This window comes from Acinetobacter sp. V89_4, from assembly GCF_029967875.1.
GTDB lineage: Bacteria > Pseudomonadota > Gammaproteobacteria > Pseudomonadales > Moraxellaceae > Acinetobacter > Acinetobacter oleivorans.
Genome location: NZ_JASCAI010000001.1, coordinates 215,044 through 228,721 on the forward strand (window position 1 = coordinate 215,044; position 13,678 = coordinate 228,721).

Below are 13,678 nucleotides of genomic sequence, written 5' to 3' on the forward strand. Positions count from 1 at the left end.
ACCCGCGTAAGCGGGTTTTTTTATTGGGTTCAGAAAATATTTTGAGTTTTTAAAGTTAAATATTCTCTCAAATCTTTAGGATAGCTCTGAATCATCTTTAAAAATATATCTCGATCGCCTTGATATAAGGCGCGTGTTGCTTCCTCATAATTTGGCATATTACCCAACATGGCAGACATAAAACGGTCAATGGCTTGTTTAGCGAGCATAATATTGCTTTCAGAATTTGGATTATTTAACTCTTTATCAATTAACTTACGAATTATTGCTGATGCACTCCCACTTTGTTGATCTAACCAATCCCAATGTTTTTTCTGTAAAGTGATTTCACGCGAAATTACTCCGAGTTTAGGTCGTCCAACTTTTTTAATTTCTTCGGGTTCAGCATAACGTTGTTGAAATTCTTGTTCCGAACCAGAAAGATCAAGATCAATTTGTTGACCTGTTTGATCATTAAAAATCAGAATATTTTCCGTTGTTTTCGGAAGACCTTTAAGTTTTTTTGCAAGCTCAACTAAGGAGTCACTTGCAATAAGCGTGCTTCCAGTGAAAGCAGTATAGGTGATTTTAGTATTCATTTTAGCCGTATATTTTTATCTGGGTAAAATAATATTATCAGGGTAAAATTATTTTGGCAAATAATTAATTTTATAACCAAAGAATTATTTGATTTTATGAATGTAGTCTCTGAAGTTAGAACTATAAAAATAGTCAAGATAATAGGCTATTTAAAATTTTATTCTGCTTTGATATCGCTTTTATGAGACAATGTTTTTTTTATTTTTGTGTATTAGGACTCCCATGATTGAGCAATCTCCTGAATCTTTAAGCGATATCGAAATTTTAGACATTTTACAGTCTATGAAAAAAGATAAGCTGGATACGGAAGCAAATGAGATTATCCGTAATGGGGGGAAAGCTGGGCGTCAAGAAGCACATAAACAGGCTTTAGTTGCATTGAATGCAAACTTTGAAGAAAAGTTTGTAGAAGCTGCTACGCTGGCATTAGGCTTGAATTCAGGTCAGGCGAAAAAGATTCGTTATAAAAAAGACCGTATCCGTATTTTTAAAGCACGTGGTCTTGATTATTTAGCTATTGATGGTGCAGAAACCGCTCAGGTTTTAGCTCAAGTTGCTCAAGCGATTAGTCGTGAAGACGCGATCGTGACTGAAGGTCTACACAATATTTTTCCATTTTGGAAAGAAGGTTGGCCAATGGTTCAGTTTGATAATGCTTATAAAATTTTAGAAGAAGACATTACATTGCATTTTCAAATTGTGTTAGATCACTTAATTGAATATGTACAGAAATAAAAAAAAGCCCCGATTGGGGCTTTTTTATTGTGAAACAATAATTAAAGTGTGCTAAAGAGTGGGAAAACACCAATCACTAAAGCAGTACCCATTAATACCATACAAGTTATGAATGCCCACTTTAAAGTGAACTTTTGATGGTCAGCAAAATCAACTTTAGCAAGACCACATAACAAATAGGTTGATGGAACAAGAGGTGATAGCAAGTGTACAGGTTGACCTACAATCGAAGCGCGAGCAATCGCTTCTGCACTAATACCATAATGTGAAGCAGCTTCAGCAAGAATAGGTAAAACGCCATAGAAGAATGCATCATTTGACATAAAGAATGTCAAAGGCATACTCACTAAAGCTGTGATCGGTGCAAGGTATGGACCCATGCTTGGAGGAATCATTGCGACGAATTCTTTAGACATCGCCTCAACCATACCTGTGCCAGATAAAATACCTGTGAAAATACCTGCTGCGAAAATTAAGCCCACAACAGCTAAGACACTGTCTGCATGCATTGCAATACGTTTTTTCTGCATATCAACATCTGGGTAGTTAATAAGCATTGCGATACAGAATGCTATCATGAACAACACAGACATAGGCAAAATGCCTTTGATCAAAGCAACCATAAGAAGGATTGTGAGCACCATGTTTACTTTGCGTAAATGTGGGCGAGTCGCTTCAGGATCTTTCGATACAGTAATGTTGTCACCATGGTGAGTTTCAAGTTCAATAACGCCTAAACGTTTTTGCTCGTAACGACCATATAAGTATGCCAAGAAGAATAACCAACCAATACTAATGATCATAGGGATAATCATTGGTACGAAAATGTGGCTTGGGTCAACTTGCAGGGCGCTTGCAGCACGAGCTGTAGGGCCACCCCATGGTGTTAGGTTCATTACACCACTACATAACAGCATAAGTGCAGTCATGATGAGGGTATTCATTCCTAAGCGTTGATAAAGTGGCAGCATTGCAGCTACACAAATCATATAGGTTGTAGAACCATCACCATCTAAAGAAACCATTGTGGTTAAGAACACAGTTCCTAGTGTGATTTTTAGAGGATCACCTTTAACCTTTTTTAAAATCCATTTAACCGGTGGATCGAAAAGACCTGCATCGATCATTAAGGCAAAATATAAAATTGCGAATAAAAGCATTACGCCAGTTGGCGCTAATTTTTTGATGCCATCCAGCATCATCTCACTGAGACCTTTGAGTTCAATGTGACTTAAACTTTCAAAGTAGTGACCTAGGCCCCAGGCAACAAGAGAAAAAATAAATGGGATGAGAATTAAAGCAATAATAGGGCTTAAACGTTTGGACATGATTAAGTACATGAAGCACAAAATCATGCCAACACCAAGTAATGTCAGCATACAATCAATCCTTTGCCTATAGTTTTACTGAACAAGTTTATTCAAAACTCTGACCTTGGTTATTCTTATTAATTTTTATTAAAAAGACAAATAATATATTTAGTTTATTTGGTTAATATATATTCAGTTGGAGGGGTATATTTAGGCGAAATACTGAACATATATATTAAGATTATAATAAGCTTATAATAAATGTGATTCATTATATTAGATTATAAAGGTCTTATAAAATTAAAAATTATATGATATTTTTTTAAATTATATATGGTTTGATGGGGGAAATGAGAAGAAGAACCATTTAAAGACTTGCTTTGAGCTAAGTTCCATAAGTTCTGAGGTAATGTAAATTGGGACTTAACTGCTTAGTGGTAATTGAGATATATAGATTATTCTATTATTTTTCAGTATTTAAGATTTAATATAAATGATGATTTAAATAATATTGCTTTTAGATTAAAAGAGCAACTTGAATTTATGAATCTAAAATAATTATTACACATATTTGAAAAATTTATTTAGATTTAAAAAATACCCCACATAAAATTGTGAGGTATTTAAATTAATATAAATCAGTTGTCATCAATTGATGAATGTACTTCAGTTTGCTCTAAAATTCGAGTTACAAGAAGTTGGTCAATTTTAAAATGATCGACGTCGACTACTTCAAACTTGTATCCACCAAATTCTACAAAATCTGCCGGACGTGGAATTTTGCGCAGGCGGTACATCATGAAGCCTGCTAAAGTTTCATAATTTTCTTCATCAGGCATTTCATCGATTTCGAGTGCGTGTCTTAAGTCATCAATTGGTGTACTGCCATCAATTAACCATGAATTGTTGTCACGTTTAATGATTTGTTGCTCTTCATCAATTGGAGTGACCCAGTCACCCATAACCGTAATCATAATATCGCTTAAAGTAATAACACCTACGACAAGCGCATATTCGTTTATCACAACCGCAAATTTTTCTTTTGTGGATCGGAAACGATCAAGTAATTCCGAGAGGGTTAGAGTGTCAGGAATCATCAAGACAGTACGAATGGTTGATTCATTCAATTGAGTTGGGGATTGATTGTTTAAAATGCGAACAAGAAAGTCTTTTGCATCGACGTAACCAATGACTTGATCAATATTTTCATTACATACCAAAAATTTTGAATATGGATACTCTGCTAATTTTTGGCGAATGCTATCTTCATGTTCATTTAAAGTAAAATAAACAACATTTTCACGTGTAGTCATACTCGAAGGTACATTACGTTCTTCTAATTCAAAAACATTCTCGATAAAGTGATGTTCTTGTTTCTGAAGTACGCCTGCTTGAGCACCTGCATCCATTACTGCTGAAATATCATCAAAAGTAATGTTGTCTTCTCGCGTTGTATTCACTTTGAATAAACGGAATAGCAGGTTGGCAATTGCGTTAATTCCCCAAGCTAAAGGTTTGCAAATCTTAATAAAAACCTGAATTGGGTTAATAACACTAATTGCAATTTTTTCAGGTGCAATCATAGCCAAACGTTTTGGCATAAGATCGGCAAATAAAATAAAGAGTGAGGTCACTAAGGTAAAGGAGAGGGCAAAACCGATCGTTTGTGTCCAAGGGCCTGTGTAAAAGCGGTCTACTAAAGTGACGAAATAAGGACGAAAAGCAGCTTCACCCAAAATACCGCCTAAAATTGCAACTGCATTTAGGCCAATTTGAGAAGCTGCAAAAAAGTCGGCAGATTGTTCTTGTAAATCTAGTACTTGTTGGGCGCGTTCTTCACCCGCTTCGGCTAGAATTTTTAGTTTAACTTTTCTGGCACCTGCTAGTGCAATTTCAGTTAAAGATAAAAAGCCTGCTCCGATGATAAGCAGTACGATGATAATGATATTTTGAAAGAGACTCACAAATCACCTGAGGTTCATCATTATTATGACTATGTTTTAACATAAAAAAGCGCTGAGGTAATCAGATTGATTGCTCAGCGCTTGAAGATAGGACAATTAAATTAAAATTTATTTAATAGTGAGAAAATTGTGAATTATTGGTTAGAAATTCACGGTTTTCTTCTTCAATCATTTGACGAGCAACAAATAAGATAAGTTGGCGCAGCCAGCGATGAGCAGGGTGGTGATGTAACAACGGACACCAAGCCATTTTAAGTTCGAACTCTGGAATATAAAAAGGAGGATCCTTTATAACCAGTTTAGGGTTCTGTGTTTGTAGGCGTGCCATACGTGTTGGTAATGTAGCAATAAGATCTACATTTTGAGCAAGTAATGCAGGCATTTGGTAGTGGCGAGTAAATACAGAAATTTTACGACGTTGACCAATACGTTCTAATGCTTGATCAATCCAGCCTAAACCACCTTGTTTGTCGGGGTTTACACCAAAACCTACACCCATACCTGTTTTAGAAACCCAGATATGTTGTGCATCTAAATAGCTTTTTAAATTTAAATGAGTCACAGCAGGGTGTTTGTCGTTCAGAATACAACTGAAACTATCGCGCCAAACTAAAACCTGATGGAAACTTTGCGGTATTTCATTAAATCTATTAATTGCAAGATCAACTTTACCTTGCTCCATATCTCTATAAGACACGTCACTCGGTGTAAGAAAATCAAGAACAACGTTTGGAGCTTCAGAGCGGAGCGCTTTGACAAGACGAGGAACTAAAGTTGCCTCAGCATAGTCAGATGTCATAATGCGGAAAACGCGATTACTTGTATAAGGGCGGAATTCGGTACGGGGTTCCAAAATCATGGAGAGATCAGAAAGGGCATCACGAATACGAGGCTGTAATTCAAGTGCGCGTTCTGTTGGAGTCATGCCTTCGGACGAGCGGATAAGAAGAGGGTCATTAAATAAATTACGCAAACGACGTAAAATATTACTCATTGCAGGCTGAGTTACCCCAAGCTGTTCGGCTGCGCGTGTAACATTTTTTTCACGAAGAAGTACATCAAGATATATTAATAGATTAAGATCTACTCGCTCCAGATTCATAAAAAAAATACCGAAAATAAAACCCTGAAATTGTTTCAAATTATGCCATATCTAATAACTATTGTGTGAAAAAATGATGAGAAAAACGACATTTTTTGTAGGAATTAAGTAGGGGGGAGAGGTACTTCAAAGGCTCGATTTTATTGTCTTTGCTACGTTTTTAAGTATGAAGGAGATAAATAGAATATATTTATATATAACTAACTACTTTCTAGCATGTGAATTGACTTTTTACATTGGCAAAAATAGCCTAATTTACAATTGACTTTTTAAATTAAAAATGGCTGGAAAAACTTCAAAAATTGTATAAAAATAAGACTTACTAGGTTTTTAGAATAAAACTCTATACTCCTTTAGAATAATTTTATTTTTATAAACAAAGTGTTAATGTTTTTGGTTTTATCTATAATATCGATTTATCGGTATATTTTTTAAATAAATACTGAAGATTAATAAAGGATATTGGATTAATTGATTGGCTAAGTCTAAGCTGTGTTCATGACGAAGCAGCTGGTGTCATAAGAAATTTAAGTACATGACTCTAGGCTTCAATCGATGAAATCCTAAAATGAATACAGGACAATATCATGACTACATATCAAACAGCGATTGATGCAATCCGCGAACTAAAAGCAAAATTCGGTAGCACTTGGCGCGATATTAGCCCAGAAGATGCTGCACGTATGCAAATGCAAAACCAATTCAAAACTGGTTTAGATATTGCTAAATATACAGCTGCGATTATGCGTCGTGATATGGCTGCTTATGATGCTGACTCTAGTAAATACACTCAATCATTAGGTTGCTGGCACGGTTTTATCGCACAACAAAAAATGATTGCGAACAAAAAATACTTCGGTACTACTGAGCGTCGCTATATCTACCTTTCTGGTTGGATGGTTGCCGCTCTTCGTTCAGAATTTGGTCCACTTCCTGACCAATCAATGCACGAAAAAACTTCAGTACCTGCATTAATCGAAGAAATCTACACTTTCTTACGTCAAGCTGACGCAAAAGAATTAAACGATTTATTCCGTGCGCTTAAAAAAGCAAACGAAGCTGGTGATACTGCTAAAGCTGCTGAAATCACTGCTCAAATTGACGGCTTCCAAACTCACATTGTGCCAATTATTGCTGACATCGATGCTGGTTTCGGTAACGAAGAAGCAACTTACTTACTTGCTCGTAAAATGATCGAAGCTGGTGCTTGTGCGCTTCAAATCGAAAACCAAGTATCTGATGCTAAACAATGTGGTCACCAAGCTGGTAAAGTAACTGTTCCACACGAAGATTTCATCGCTAAAATCCATGCATTACGTTATGCATTCTTAGAAATGGGTCTTGATGACGGTATTATCGTTGCGCGTACTGACTCTGAAGGCGCTGACTTGACTCAAAAAATCCCAGTGGTTAAAGAGCCAGGTGATATCGCATCTCAATACATCAGCTACTTAGATACTGTTGAAATTGACATTGCTGATGCTCAAGAAGACGAAATCTTGATCAAACGTAATGGTAAATTACACCGTCCTAAGCGTTTAGCTTCTGGTTTATATCAGTTCCGTGCTGACACACAAATTGATCGTGTTGTACTTGACTGTGTATCTAGCCTTCAAAACGGTGCTGACCTTCTTTGGATCGAAACTGCGACTCCAAACGTAGAAGAAATCGCACACATGGTTAACCGTGTTAAAGAAGTTGTTCCAAATGCTAAGCTTGTTTATAACAACAGCCCATCATTCAACTGGACTTTAAACTTCCGTCAACAAGCTTACGACCGTTGGGTTGCTGAAGGTAAAGACGTTTCTGCATATGACCGCGCTAAATTAATGAGCGCTGAATATGATAATACTGAATTAGCTGCTGATGCAGACGCTAAGATCCGTACATTCCAAGCAGATGCTTCTCGTGAAGCGGGTGTGTTCCATCACTTGATCACACTTCCGACTTACCATACTGCTGCTCTTTCTACACATGAGCTTGCACAAGGTTACTTCGGTTCTGAAGGTATGTTGGCTTATGTTGCTGGCGTACAACGTAAAGAAATCCGTGGTGGTATCGCTTGTGTTAAACACCAAGCAATGGCGGGTTCTGACATCGGTGATGATCACAAAGAAATCTTCTCTGGTGACAACGCTCTTAAAGCACATGATGATGCTAAAAACACAATGAACCAATTCGCAGCTCACTAAGAATTGATTCCAAAAGAAAACCCGCTCACATGAGCGGGTTTTTTTATATTAAAAATAATTATTTTTTCAAAACATAATGCTCAGCTAAAGAGCCTTCAATTTTCTTACCTTCCATATCTAAAGCAGTTGCCGTATTTTCACCAATAAAGAATTTACGGTTTTGTCCTTTATCATCTAACGTAATGACTGAAGTATTATCTTTGTCAAAAGTAAATGTACCATGGGTTTCAAATGGTTTCTTATCACCTTTGCCAAGATAAGTTTCAGTCAATTCATAAGTTTTATCATCTTTTAACTCTAAATCAGTTTTGATGCCTTCACAGTCTGCACATGGAAGAGTGCCTTTATATGTGCCATTCCAATCTAGTGAGTTTTCAGCTGTATGAGCAGTATCTACTGCATTGTTATTCGCTTCAGTAGTTTGAGCTGGAGCAGAAGCTTGTGTTGTTGTATCGGCTTTATTTTCGTTTTTGCTACAAGCAACAAGAAGGGCACTTACAAGTGCAACTGATAATAATGTTTTTTTCATGATGATCTAAACCTCGGAAAATAAATAAAAAATCAAATAACAGGCTATGAAATATGAGAGCTTAATAAAAGTTTAAGTATGTAATTTAATTTTAACAAAAGGTAAAGTGAGTAAATTTTGGAATAATTATTAAAACAAAAATAAAAAGCAGGTATCCACTAAAACGATTTAATGAATACCTTATAAATTAGGGTTGCGTTGAAACTCCACCTAAAGAGTCACATGCTGATTTATAGAGTTGGTATTGTTGCTTTAAAACTTCATCTAGCGGCATGTCGAATAATTCTTCACCATTTTTGTAGCTCTCTACGTATGAAGTTGCTTTTTCTTTGCTTACCGCTAAAGATTGCTGGTAATAAGAATTAATCGAGCTTGTTGCAAGCTGGCTTGTCTCTACATTTTTACATTCGAAATTGTGAAGGATCTTTTCTGCACGTTTGACCTCACTAGATTGGCCAAAAATACACCCAGTTAAAAAGACAAGTGGGGTTAACACGAAAAAAAGTTTCATGGAGAGCAAGTATGGAAGCAACGGTGGGCGCTATTGTATAAACAATTCCATAAGTTACTGTGGTTTTATGTTAGACATTGATGATTTTTTAACTCATTAAAATCGAAAAATTGTATCTAATTTTATCAGTGGGCTTATTTTCATATTTGGTGCGTATTTTGCTTATAACTTTAAGCACTTATTTTGAACATATGAACCAGAATGAATCAGGTACAAACGTTTTCAAAAAACTCTTTAGCACCATTTTGGTATGCGCGATTAGAGCTCGGATTTTGTTTTGAAAATTCATGCACCATAATGAGTCACAGGAAGCATCATGGCCCTGTTAGGGTGCAAAAAATGCTCTGGCCTGAAAGAACGGGTATATGTCATGCCATTATTGTTCATCCTCCAGCAGGAATTGCAGGAGGAGATCATCTGACGTTTGAAATTGAAACCAAAGATCAAGCTCATGCGGTAGTAACTACTCCGGGCGCGGGAAAATGGTACAAAACCAATGGTAAGCAAGCTTTTCAGCATATTCATTTGCACGTGAAAGATCAGTCCATTTTAGAGTGGGTTCCACAAGAAACGATGCTGTTTGATGGAGCTTTAGCACATTCAGAAACTCATATTCATCTTGATCATGCTGCGAGTTTTATTGGCTGGGATATGTTGGTGCTTGGGCGGCAGGCACGTGCGGAGCGCTTTATTCAAGGGAGTTATCACAACCAGTTTAAATTGTGGCGAGAACATAAGTTATTGGTTGCAGATACATTGTATTTTGAGGGAGAAGATCGTTGGCTGAGTTCATGTTTGGGTATGAATAATCAAGCCGTAATGGGAAGCTTTTGGGCAGCCGCTCCCGAAAAGTATCGCTCAGCTTTTTATTTAGAACAGCAGTTAGAACTCATTCGAGAATTGATGATGCGTATGCAAGCACCTGTCACATTAACATTATTGGATGATGTGGTTTCGGCCCGTTTTCTAGGAAATGATGTCCGACATTGTCATGATGCTTTTGCAGCTATACGAGCAAGATTAAGACGTTATTGGTTTGATTTGGATGAAGAATTTCCAAGAATCTGGAAAACTTAAGTTACGTTAAATTGCGTATTTAAAAAACAGTTAAAACAAGTATGCTACTTTTGAGCACGTATTTTGCTTAAACAATATAAATGCAATTTAGGAAAGAGAAATGGAACTTAATCCAACAGAAAAAGATAAGTTACTCATTTTTACTGCAGGTTTAGTGGCTGAGCGTCGTAAAGCGCGTGGATTGAAACTGAATTATCCAGAAGCTATTGCTTTTATTTCCGCAGCTTTACTTGAAGGTGCACGAGACGGTATGACGGTCAGTGACTTGATGCATTACGGTACTACCTTATTAAAGCGCGAAGATGTGATGGATGGGGTGCCAGAAATGATTGCTGAGGTTCAGGTTGAGGCAACTTTTCCAGATGGTTCGAAATTAGTCACAGTCCACCAGCCAATCGTATAAAAGGAACGCTTATGATCCCCGGTGAAATCATTACTCCAGATGCTGATATTGAACTGAATGTTGGGCGACAAACTTTAAAAGTTGTAGTTGCCAACATTGGTGATCGACCTATTCAGGTGGGTTCCCATTTTCATTTTTATGAAGCAAATGATGCATTACAGTTTGATCGCGAAATGGCGAAGGGTTTTCGACTGAATATTGCAGCTGGTACAGCAATTCGTTTTGAACCGGGACAAACTCGAGAAGTGGAGCTTGTTGCTTTGGTCGGTAAACGAGAGGTTTATGGTTTTGCAGGTCGCGTCATGGGCAAGTTGGATTAAACATAACAACGATAATGAAAGAGATGAGTAATAAGTTATGAAAATGTCACGTCGAGCATATGCTGAGATGTTTGGTCCAACGGTTGGTGATCGTATTCGTTTGGCAGATACAGAGCTCTTTATTGAAGTTGAGCAAGACTTAACGACTTATGGTGAAGAAGTTAAATTTGGTGGCGGAAAAGTTATTCGTGACGGGATGGGGCAATCACAGCTTTTAGCTGATGAAGTTGCTGATACGGTCATCACCAATGCTCTAATTGTGGATTGGTGGGGAATTGTTAAAGCTGACGTGGGCTTAAAAAATGGCCGAATTTGGAAAATAGGAAAAGCTGGAAATCCGGATATTCAACCAGACATTACGATTCCTTTAGGGGCTGCAACAGAAGTGATTGCGGGTGAAGGACAAATTTTAACAGCAGGCGGTATTGATACCCACATTCACTGGATTTGCCCTCAACAAGTTGAAACTGCGCTAATGTCGGGTACAACAACAATGGTCGGTGGCGGTACAGGACCAGCAGCTGGAACCTCGGCAACGACAGTAACTCCAGGGCCTTGGCATATTGCGACCATGTTACAGGCGATTGATGATTTGCCTATGAATATTGGTCTATTAGGCAAAGGGAATTTGAGTTTACCTGACCCAATTCGTGAGCAAATTAAAGCTGGAGTGATTGGCTTAAAGCTGCATGAAGATTGGGGTTCAACACCGGCAGCTATTGATAACTGCTTGGGTGTAGCAGACGAGTTTGATGTGCAGGTGGCGATTCATACAGATACTTTAAATGAAAGCGGGTTTTTAGAAGAAACTCTAGCTGCATTTAAAAATCGTACGATTCATACATACCATACCGAAGGTGCGGGCGGTGGGCATGCACCTGACATTTTAAAAGCGATTGGGCAAAGTAACGTATTGCCATCTTCAACTAATCCAACGCGACCTTATACGATTAATACCATTGATGAGCATTTAGATATGCTCATGGTCTGCCATCATTTAGACCCAGCAATTGCTGAAGATATCGCTTTTGCAGAAAGTCGTATTCGCCGTGAAACCATTGCCGCTGAAGATATTCTGCAAGATTTAGGTGCAATTGCCATGATGTCTTCTGACTCTCAGGCGATGGGGCGTGTAGGTGAAGTGATTTTACGTACTTGGCAAACTGCCCATAAGATGAAAATTCAACGTGGTCCTTTAGAGGGTGACAATGAATTTCATGATAACAATCGCGTTAAACGCTACATTGCTAAATATACGATTAACCCAGCAATTACCCATGGTTTAAGCCATGAAATCGGTTCGATTGAAGTCGGGAAACTTGCTGATTTAGTGTTATGGAAGCCAGCCTTTTTTGGTGTGAAACCTTCGATGATTATTAAAGGGGGCATGATTGCAGCAGCACCGATGGGTGATATTAATGCTTCAATTCCAACCCCTCAACCTGTGCATTACCGTCCAATGTTTGGTGCCTATCCACGTGGTGTTCATAACACCTGTATTACCTTTTTATCTCAAGCAGCGATTGATGAAAAAATTGCTGAAAAATTAAACCTCAAGAAGTTAATTAGTCCGTGTAAAAACACACGTGAAATTAGCAAAACTGACATGAAACACAACACATATTGCCCTGTCATGCATGTTCACCCTGAAACTTACGAGGTGCGGGCCGATGGTGAGTTATTAACGTGTGAACCTGCTGATGTATTACCCATGGCACAGCGTTATTTCTTATTCTGATGAGTTTTGTCGAGGTGAATTACCTCATTAATTTATACCACATGAATGAAATAAATAAGGAGAGAAGAGCTAAATGAAAATCTATACACAACGCCTTGAACATATTTCTCCTGATCAAGCATTTGAAACGGTTGAACTGACTTTTGATACACGCCAAAAATCCCGCTTTCGGGCGACTTTAGCGAGTGGCTTAGATATTGGTGCTGATTTACCACGTACTGGCATTTTGCGTAGTGGTTCATATATTTCAACTCAACAAGGTGATGTACTACGTGTAGATGCTAAGCCTGAACGTCTGATGCAAGTCAGTGCAACAAGCGATTTTGATTTGCTTAAAGCGGCTTATCACTTAGGTAACAGACATGTGCCATTAATGTTGACGCCTACAGCTTTATATTTTGAACCTGATCATGTGCTTGCAGAAATGGTAGAGGGTCTGGGGCTTACAGTCTCAGAAACTGATCATCCGTTTGAACCTGAAAGCGGTGCCTATGCACAGCATAGTCATGACCACCGCTTAAGCCCAATCAAAGCTTTGCATCATGTCCATTCATAACGCAGCGCAATTACTTCAATTGCTGACATTGTCTTCTACGGCACTGCCAGTTGGAGCATATTGTTATTCACAAGGTGTAGAAACAGCCATCGATATTGGTTTAATACACGATGAAACCTCAGCAATTGCTTATTTCGAAGAAGTGCTGGAAATGCTGTTAGTACGGTTTGAGCTACCAGTATTAAAACGTCTTATTCAACATCATGATGACCAAGATCAGTTTCTGGTTTGGGCAAATTTATATAAGGCAAGTCGTGAAACTAAAGAGCTTTTGGCAGAGTCTCAACAGCTGGCATTTTCTTTGAATGCGTGGATTAGAGATGTTTTAAAAAAACCTGTTGAAGTTAAAAAGCAGTTTGGTTTTGTGCCTGTCTATGCACAGCTCTGTGGTCGACTTGGACTTAACGATGTTGACGTGCTCACAGCTTATACCTTTACTGTTTTAGAAAATCAGGTTCTGGCTGCGGTAAAAACCGTACCTTTAGGGCAAATGGCCGGACAAAGAATTTTATGGCACTTACATGGTTTGGTGCCCCAGGCTGTGGAAAAAGCCTTGCAACTTGTTGATGAGCAATTGAGTAGTGCTTTACCCCGTTATGCAATGCTGAGCATGAAACACGAAACACAATATTCACGGTTATTCAGATCTTAAGTTTAGGAAA

Annotated in this window: 14 protein-coding genes; 8 read left to right on the forward strand and 6 right to left on the reverse strand. The window is 37.9% G+C overall.

Annotated features, from left to right (window positions below; all coding sequences use genetic code 11):
- Positions 1 to 29 precede the first annotated feature (29 nt).
- Positions 30 to 578 (reverse strand): DUF2239 family protein, encoded by a 549-nt coding sequence (locus tag QLG01_RS01065; protein ID WP_282495638.1) that lies wholly within the window; start codon positions 576 to 578, stop codon positions 30 to 32.
- A gap of 223 nt (positions 579 to 801) precedes the next feature.
- On the opposite strand from QLG01_RS01065, the gene QLG01_RS01070 reads away from it, so the two are divergent.
- A complete protein-coding gene (locus tag QLG01_RS01070) occupies positions 802 to 1,314 on the forward strand; it encodes a hypothetical protein (RefSeq protein ID WP_107881122.1) in 513 nt (170 codons plus the stop codon).
- A gap of 41 nt (positions 1,315 to 1,355) precedes the next feature.
- On the opposite strand, the gene QLG01_RS01075 is transcribed toward QLG01_RS01070, so the two are convergent.
- The 3 genes from QLG01_RS01075 to QLG01_RS01085 all read right to left on the reverse strand — a co-directional run bounded on the left by QLG01_RS01075 (position 1,356) and on the right by QLG01_RS01085 (position 5,690).
- Complete coding sequence (locus QLG01_RS01075; RefSeq protein ID WP_250374640.1) at positions 1,356 to 2,693, reverse strand: CitMHS family transporter; 1,338 nt, start codon at positions 2,691 to 2,693, stop codon at positions 1,356 to 1,358.
- Between the two features lie 569 nt (positions 2,694 to 3,262).
- Complete coding sequence (locus tag QLG01_RS01080) at positions 3,263 to 4,588, reverse strand: hemolysin family protein (protein WP_004793961.1); 1,326 nt, start codon at positions 4,586 to 4,588, stop codon at positions 3,263 to 3,265.
- Positions 4,589 to 4,700: 112 nt separating this feature from the next.
- Positions 4,701 to 5,690, reverse strand: a complete 990-nt coding sequence (locus QLG01_RS01085; RefSeq protein WP_004703082.1) for a LysR family transcriptional regulator — start codon at positions 5,688 to 5,690, stop codon at positions 4,701 to 4,703.
- A 587-nt stretch (positions 5,691 to 6,277) separates the two neighbouring features.
- Here QLG01_RS01085 and QLG01_RS01090 point away from each other — a divergent pair.
- Positions 6,278 to 7,882, forward strand: a complete 1,605-nt coding sequence (locus QLG01_RS01090; RefSeq protein ID WP_005303365.1) for an isocitrate lyase — start codon at positions 6,278 to 6,280, stop codon at positions 7,880 to 7,882.
- 58 nt (positions 7,883 to 7,940) lie between these two features.
- On the opposite strand, the gene QLG01_RS01095 is transcribed toward QLG01_RS01090, so the two are convergent.
- Positions 7,941 to 8,411, reverse strand: a complete 471-nt coding sequence (locus QLG01_RS01095; protein WP_005303368.1) for a copper resistance protein NlpE — start codon at positions 8,409 to 8,411, stop codon at positions 7,941 to 7,943.
- 187 nt (positions 8,412 to 8,598) lie between these two features.
- A complete protein-coding gene (locus QLG01_RS01100) occupies positions 8,599 to 8,922 on the reverse strand; it encodes a hypothetical protein (protein ID WP_199942556.1) in 324 nt (107 codons plus the stop codon).
- A gap of 201 nt (positions 8,923 to 9,123) precedes the next feature.
- On the opposite strand from QLG01_RS01100, the gene QLG01_RS01105 reads away from it, so the two are divergent.
- From QLG01_RS01105 to QLG01_RS01130, 6 genes are all read left to right on the forward strand, one after another.
- Positions 9,124 to 9,999: an urease accessory protein UreD gene (locus QLG01_RS01105; protein WP_282495639.1), complete on the forward strand. Its 876-nt coding sequence runs from the start codon at positions 9,124 to 9,126 to the stop codon at positions 9,997 to 9,999.
- Between the two features lie 100 nt (positions 10,000 to 10,099).
- On the forward strand, positions 10,100 to 10,402 hold the full coding sequence (gene ureA, locus QLG01_RS01110; RefSeq protein WP_002117495.1) for an urease subunit gamma: 303 nt from the start codon (positions 10,100 to 10,102) through the stop codon (positions 10,400 to 10,402).
- A gap of 11 nt (positions 10,403 to 10,413) precedes the next feature.
- The gene (locus tag QLG01_RS01115) at positions 10,414 to 10,722 is read left to right on the forward strand and encodes an urease subunit beta (protein ID WP_013198608.1); all 309 of its coding nucleotides are present in this window, start codon (positions 10,414 to 10,416) and stop codon (positions 10,720 to 10,722) included.
- Between the two features lie 37 nt (positions 10,723 to 10,759).
- The gene (ureC, locus tag QLG01_RS01120; RefSeq protein WP_282495640.1) at positions 10,760 to 12,460 is read left to right on the forward strand and encodes an urease subunit alpha; all 1,701 of its coding nucleotides are present in this window, start codon (positions 10,760 to 10,762) and stop codon (positions 12,458 to 12,460) included.
- A 73-nt stretch (positions 12,461 to 12,533) separates the two neighbouring features.
- Complete coding sequence (gene ureE, locus QLG01_RS01125) at positions 12,534 to 13,016, forward strand: urease accessory protein UreE (RefSeq protein WP_199945280.1); 483 nt, start codon at positions 12,534 to 12,536, stop codon at positions 13,014 to 13,016.
- Complete coding sequence (locus tag QLG01_RS01130) at positions 13,003 to 13,668, forward strand: urease accessory UreF family protein (protein ID WP_013198606.1); 666 nt, start codon at positions 13,003 to 13,005, stop codon at positions 13,666 to 13,668. The genes ureE and QLG01_RS01130 overlap by 14 nt, the downstream gene beginning before the upstream one ends.
- Positions 13,669 to 13,678: the final 10 nt, after the last annotated feature.

What these genes read in the sequence shown, in the direction of transcription:
- QLG01_RS01070 (WP_107881122.1), top strand. Translation starts at nt 802, where the DNA reads ATGATTGAGCAATCTCCTGAATCTTTAAGCGATATCGAAATTTTAGAC.
- QLG01_RS01085 (WP_004703082.1), bottom strand. Translation starts at nt 5,690, where the DNA reads ATGAATCTGGAGCGAGTAGATCTTAATCTATTAATATATCTTGATGTA.
- ureA (WP_002117495.1), top strand. Translation starts at nt 10,100, where the DNA reads ATGGAACTTAATCCAACAGAAAAAGATAAGTTACTCATTTTTACTGCA.
- QLG01_RS01105 (WP_282495639.1), top strand. Translation starts at nt 9,124, where the DNA reads ATGAATCAGGTACAAACGTTTTCAAAAAACTCTTTAGCACCATTTTGG.
- QLG01_RS01130 (WP_013198606.1), top strand. Translation starts at nt 13,003, where the DNA reads ATGTCCATTCATAACGCAGCGCAATTACTTCAATTGCTGACATTGTCT.
- QLG01_RS01065 (WP_282495638.1), bottom strand. Translation starts at nt 578, where the DNA reads ATGAATACTAAAATCACCTATACTGCTTTCACTGGAAGCACGCTTATT.
- ureC (WP_282495640.1), top strand. Translation starts at nt 10,760, where the DNA reads ATGAAAATGTCACGTCGAGCATATGCTGAGATGTTTGGTCCAACGGTT.
- QLG01_RS01095 (WP_005303368.1), bottom strand. Translation starts at nt 8,411, where the DNA reads ATGAAAAAAACATTATTATCAGTTGCACTTGTAAGTGCCCTTCTTGTT.
- QLG01_RS01100 (WP_199942556.1), bottom strand. Translation starts at nt 8,922, where the DNA reads ATGAAACTTTTTTTCGTGTTAACCCCACTTGTCTTTTTAACTGGGTGT.
- QLG01_RS01115 (WP_013198608.1), top strand. Translation starts at nt 10,414, where the DNA reads ATGATCCCCGGTGAAATCATTACTCCAGATGCTGATATTGAACTGAAT.
- QLG01_RS01090 (WP_005303365.1), top strand. Translation starts at nt 6,278, where the DNA reads ATGACTACATATCAAACAGCGATTGATGCAATCCGCGAACTAAAAGCA.
- QLG01_RS01075 (WP_250374640.1), bottom strand. Translation starts at nt 2,693, where the DNA reads ATGCTGACATTACTTGGTGTTGGCATGATTTTGTGCTTCATGTACTTA.
- ureE (WP_199945280.1), top strand. Translation starts at nt 12,534, where the DNA reads ATGAAAATCTATACACAACGCCTTGAACATATTTCTCCTGATCAAGCA.